The sequence below is a fragment of the Crocosphaera sp. Alani8 genome (genome assembly GCF_038442745.1).
GTDB lineage: Bacteria > Cyanobacteriota > Cyanobacteriia > Cyanobacteriales > Microcystaceae > Crocosphaera.
Genome location: NZ_JARVCN010000228.1, coordinates 1 through 5245 on the forward strand (window position 1 = coordinate 1; position 5245 = coordinate 5245).

General features: G+C 37.3%; 6 protein-coding genes. 2 read left to right on the plus strand and 4 right to left on the minus strand.

The window, feature by feature from the left end:
- Positions 1 to 26: 26 nt before the first annotated feature.
- The 3 genes from P9B04_RS13730 to P9B04_RS13740 all read right to left on the minus strand — a co-directional run bounded on the left by P9B04_RS13730 (position 27) and on the right by P9B04_RS13740 (position 2443).
- On the minus strand, positions 27 to 641 hold the full coding sequence (locus P9B04_RS13730; protein WP_342055553.1) for a type IV pilus modification PilV family protein: 615 nt from the start codon (positions 639 to 641) through the stop codon (positions 27 to 29).
- Positions 642 to 755: 114 nt separating this feature from the next.
- Positions 756 to 1664, minus strand: coding sequence for a hypothetical protein (locus P9B04_RS13735; protein WP_342055554.1), 909 nt, complete (start codon positions 1662 to 1664; stop codon positions 756 to 758).
- Between the two features lie 140 nt (positions 1665 to 1804).
- Positions 1805 to 2443 (minus strand): hypothetical protein, encoded by a 639-nt coding sequence (locus P9B04_RS13740; protein ID WP_342055555.1) that lies wholly within the window; start codon positions 2441 to 2443, stop codon positions 1805 to 1807.
- A gap of 489 nt (positions 2444 to 2932) precedes the next feature.
- On the opposite strand from P9B04_RS13740, the gene P9B04_RS13745 reads away from it, so the two are divergent.
- A complete protein-coding gene (locus P9B04_RS13745; protein ID WP_342055556.1) occupies positions 2933 to 3214 on the plus strand; it encodes a hypothetical protein in 282 nt (93 codons plus the stop codon).
- 281 nt (positions 3215 to 3495) lie between these two features.
- Here P9B04_RS13745 and P9B04_RS13750 read toward each other — a convergent pair whose 3' ends face one another.
- Positions 3496 to 4143, minus strand: a complete 648-nt coding sequence (locus P9B04_RS13750; RefSeq protein WP_342055557.1) for a protocatechuate 3,4-dioxygenase — start codon at positions 4141 to 4143, stop codon at positions 3496 to 3498.
- Positions 4144 to 4392: 249 nt separating this feature from the next.
- On the opposite strand from P9B04_RS13750, the gene modA reads away from it, so the two are divergent.
- Positions 4393 to 5172, plus strand: coding sequence for a molybdate ABC transporter substrate-binding protein (modA, locus tag P9B04_RS13755; RefSeq protein ID WP_446718004.1), 780 nt, complete (start codon positions 4393 to 4395; stop codon positions 5170 to 5172).
- Positions 5173 to 5245 lie beyond the last annotated feature (73 nt).

Consider the following 5245-nt stretch of genomic DNA (forward strand, 5'->3'; position numbering starts at 1 on the left):
GGGCTATATCCCTTATTAAATCTAGCTTATAGCTTTTTGTGTCCCCACGCCAGATCGGTGTTATTAATTATTTGAACGACTACTTTTTTATCACTGCCGTCCGAATCTTTCTCAGGTTGCGATTCTAACTGAGCTTGACCACCGGAAGAAAAATCTAGATTACCATTGGAGTCGGTTTGAAATTGTTTAAAATTCTCTCCCTCAGAAAAAACCTTATTGACATCAATAGTTGGTGCGGAAACAGTGTCACTCTTACCATCTATGGATAATAAATTCTCTAATTCTCTGACTAAATAGGCCCCAAAACGATCATCGGCGTTGTTAGTAGCGAAAAAGTCCTGGCAAATTTCTGTTTCGGTTTTCCCACTAGGATTAAGAAGCGAACTATTTTCGAGATATTTCAGGTTCATACCATTAGCAGTTGCTTGTATTGTTTCAAGATCTTGTTGGATCAAAAAATTCGCTTGAGCTTGTCTCTCTGATTTAACCTGCAACACAGCGTTAATTGTCATTGCTTGTAAGGTTCCCATCAGAAAAGCTGAGGACACCAAAATGGCAATGCTCACCTCAAAGAGACTAAACCCTTGATCGTTTTTCTGTTTGGAGGGATTAAGGATGAGTTTAAATAGTATTTTGTTCATAAGATGAGTGCTGAGACAACAACAGGCCTGAGTTTGGTTTTAGGAGTTAAGTCTTTTTTTCCGTTAAGCTTTGAAATGTAGATGTGTGAACGTATAAAAAGATTAAAGTTTTGCTTATTTTGCTTCAACAGTTTGGTAAGAAGAAATTGCCCCAAGGGTTGTATAGGTTTGTCTTTCTTTTTCCCCTCCCAGAATCAACGGTGTACCCACATCCATTTGTTGAATGGAGCGATCGCAACCTGATCCCTCACTACTGGAAGCATCTATACTTTTCACCCACGCAGCTCCTCGCACTTCCGCTTGAGATATTTTTAACTGGGTATCAGGAGCATGAACGAAAGCACTGATCATCGTAGTATCACTAATGTCAATGGGTTTTGAGCTTGATTCGCTGTAAATCTCTAGTTTACTGGGATCATCTGGATCACCGATGAAGCTGACCACACTTCTTTCCCCGTTTCCACTGCGACACGTAGTAGTCATACCCCCAGAAGGTTGATCGGTTCCTGACATAGTGATTCCCCCCTGAATAAAAATAACGACTTTTTTATTGTTGGGAGGATTAATTTGGATTTGTGCATTACTTAGCTTAATGGAATCGTCCCCAGTAAACCGATAGTAATAGATATTCCCAACAGGATTATCTGTCCCAGCACCAACACTACAAGTAGAAGAGTTTCCAGCAATACGAGGAAGAACAGCATAGCAATTACTCCAATCACGAGATCCCATATTCTTTACACCTGATGAGGGGAGAGATGGGATAGGAAAAAGATCGTCTTTGATTTGCTTCACACCACCATCGCTAGTGGGATCAATGGTTCTGTTTCCGATTTCGATGGGGGTCGAATCTAGTTTAGAGTCATTGACGTAACTGCTACTATCATTCCAGTCATCATTCTGTGAGCAGTCTATCCAAGTAATGGTGTTGATTGGTAAGTTGTCGCCATTAGACTGTTTTGAGTTATCGTTCCTCTCACCATCCTTATTGTTATCACTCACCCACAATCCTGGTGTCGCCAAATTTGAGGAATCTCCATCCTCTGTATCCCCATCGTCTATAGATCGTTCATTGATCGGTAAAACAACGCTTAGGGCCCGAACAGAGTTATTTTTCTGGAGGTCGCTTGTATTACCCTGATCAAGTCCCCGAGCTTCTACTGTCAGATTGACTGTTGTTGGTTCTGGGGTGGGACTTTTGTAGTAGGTGGTGGTGTCTGTAACTGATAATCCATTAGACGAAACTGTCCTGCTGATTCGTCATTTTGATTGATAGCTATCCATGTCTTATTAACAAGTTTATTAAACGTATCTGTGTCAAATGGGCCAACGGAAGTACCTGAACTGCCTGAACTACCCGAACCACCTGAACTGACTGAACCACCTGAACTACCTGAACTACTTGAACTACCTGAACTAGAACAAGAAATACCTTCTAACTCATTATCACTACTACTGCTACCTCCACTAACTCCGCTACCACTAGATCCAGCAGTAGAAGTGATGCTATTAGCCACAGTTTGCCATTGTGTAATCTCTGTTTTAATTAATTCTTGGTGCTGTGGTTGATTCAAAAAGTAAGCAATTCGTGTCACTCCAACATCAGCTTTGGCTGTACCTTTAGCGGTGGTTTGTTGCGCGACCACTTTCTCTCTTTCGCTGCTACTTCTGAGCAACATAATGGCCCCTGTAGCTGCCATAAGAACTCCAGCAATTAAAACAAATCCGAAAGCAAAACCTTTGTTACTTTTGCGGGAGAGGCGAAAGAGAAACACAAATATCTCTGTGTATTTTGGATTCATAATTTCTGTCCTAAAATTATTATAATAAATTGACAGTTTTGAGCAGTGATTGTAGAAAATAGACTTAGTTTTTAGGGGCTATTGGACTACAAATTATAGTTGGGTTATGAATGACTTAATATTCTTTGCTGTTAGGCATGAACCTAGTACATATCAAGAATTTCGTCATTACTGTATACCTTGATAATTTTGATACCTATTATTCTAAAAGCCTTGAGTAAAGACAGTGATTTAGTTGGTAACAGTTACGTGATATGGGTCACTCTTCTATTATTTTCTGTAATTAAGCTGATAAAACAGTAAATGTCAGGTCTTTCTAGGAAGGAGTTTCAGTAGTTTTTTAAAAAAATTTGTTATGGTTATTTATTTTCCTGTAGATATTAATTAGTTGATATTACTGAGACTGCTCTTTGAGTATTGAGCATTCTCGCCAAACTAATAGGTCATTGTTTACCTTACAATTAAGAAAACACAGATCAGGTACGACTTATGGCTGATGTTAATGGTCTATGGATTGGAACTTATTGGCAGTACGGTTACCCTACTCGTTTTGAAATGACTTTGGTACAAGGGAAAAACACACTTAGTGGTAATATTTTAGACGATAGTTCTCTAGGAGAAGCCTCTGTTACAGGGGAAATTAATGGTCGCAGTGTTACTTTTCGTAAATGTTATGTTACTGCTTCTCGCCATTGCATTGAATATATTGGTACGGTTTCTTCTGATGAAAAATTGATTCAAGGACAATGGTCCGAAAGCATTTTTAACTAGGGAAAATGGGAAGCACGTCGTCAAGATGATAATCTAACTCTTAATTTAGAAAATATTAAATCGAAGTCATTACAAACAGTTTTTTAAGATATACAGACTCACATCTTGCACCTTCGATAAAACTGGCTAGTTTGTAAGCGTTCAGCTATCAGCTGAAAAATATCAATCCCTATTATCTACTGTGAGTAAGATTAAACGAATGCTGAACGCCGACTGCTTACTAGTTTAAGTTTTTCCATACTAGTGCAAGATATCAGCAGATGGTTTTATGCAATCATTTTTTAGTCAACTATAATGTTAAATTGACCGACTCTAGTTTTCAACTTTTCGTTTCTAATTAAGTTTGTCATCACCAAAGATTGTCTATCTCTAGGGATTCTTTGCAAAATTTTATCCGCCTCGTTTAAACTTTTTTCCTCTAAAAAGTATAGTTGAGTGATAAACTCTTCACTGTTGGAAAGTGTCACCTTAAAATGGATGTGAGGGGGTCTTTCCCAAGTTCTAGTTACAGGATATCCTCCAGGTTTAACAGTCTTAAAAAGATAAAAACCTTCTTGATCAGTTTTTGTCTGTCCCCAACCTTGAAAATTAGCATCGAGTGGAGCATTATTCGGGTCATATTCGTGATTATAACGTCCTGAATTACAAGCTTGCCAAATTTCAACTTTTGCTGTGGTTATTGGTCGATTTTCTCTTGTTAAAACTTTGCCTAAAATAAAAATTTTTTCTCCTAATGCTTGGTTTTCCTTCCCGAAAATCCAGGTTAAATCATTATCATCATCTAGTGGAAAATTTATCGGGTAAAATGGACCTTCGATTTGTTGTGGTGTTAAAGGGGATGTTTTATTGATTTGAGCTAAAGGTATCCCCATGTATCCCATACTGAGGGTTTTAATTTGTTTAATAAAATTTCTTCTAGTTAATTGCATTTAACTTATTATGATCAATGTAAGTAAAAAAATTTTACCTACATCATAACTTAAACTTGTTTATTCAATTAGTAATTCATATACACTGATACTCAGTGAAACCGAATGTTTTTATTTTTGTGACTGCTATCGTTATTAAAATTTCAATGAAAAACTAAGATTTGAAATAATTCTTTATTTTATAGATTATTCTGAAATATTAATTGTATTATAAACTCTAGCTGAATAAAATTTTATAATTTATCTATGATAAACAGGAAACAGTTTCTTGCTTTAATTTTAACCACTGCCATAACAGCTTGTAGCCCATCAACTTCCAACCAAGAAGATGAGAAAGTCACCTTGACTATTTCTGCGGCTACTAGTGTACAAGATGCAATGAAAGCTGTGCAACCTATTTATCAGCAAAATAACCCCGACGTAGAGATTGTCTATAATTTTGGTTCTTCTGGTTCTTTACAACAACAAATTGAACAAGGTGCGCCCACGGATGTGTTTATTTCTGCGGCACCTAAACAGATGAATGCCTTAGAGAATAAAGATTTATTATTAACAGAAACCCGTAAAAATTTATTCAAGAATAATGTGGTTTTAATTACTCCCCAGGATAGTCAAACACCTGTAAAATTTGACACCTTAGCCACTGCAGATTTAGATAGAATTGCCTTGGGTGATCCTAAAAGTGTACCTGCTGGACAATACGCAAAAGAAGTGTTAGAGTCATTGGAGTCTTATGAAGAGTTAACACCCAAACTAATTTATGGAAAAGATGTACGCCAAGTCCTTTTTTATGTAGAAACGGGTAACGTTGATGCTGGGATCGTTTATCAAACCGATGCCCAAATTTCTGACAAAATAATCATCGCAGATACTGCTCCAAAAGACTACCATTCTCCTATTGTCTATCCAGTTGCTGTGGTAGCAGAGAGTAAAAATCATGAGGAAGCTCAGAAATTTATTAACTTTTTATTGGCAGAAGAAAGTCAAGCAGTATTTAAAAAATACGGGTTTACAGAACCCGAAGGTTAGGATAGGAAAAATTACAGATTTAGAAGCTTCTCAAAAAGTCTGGGGGGACTCGCCGAAAGTTAGGGGACAAAGA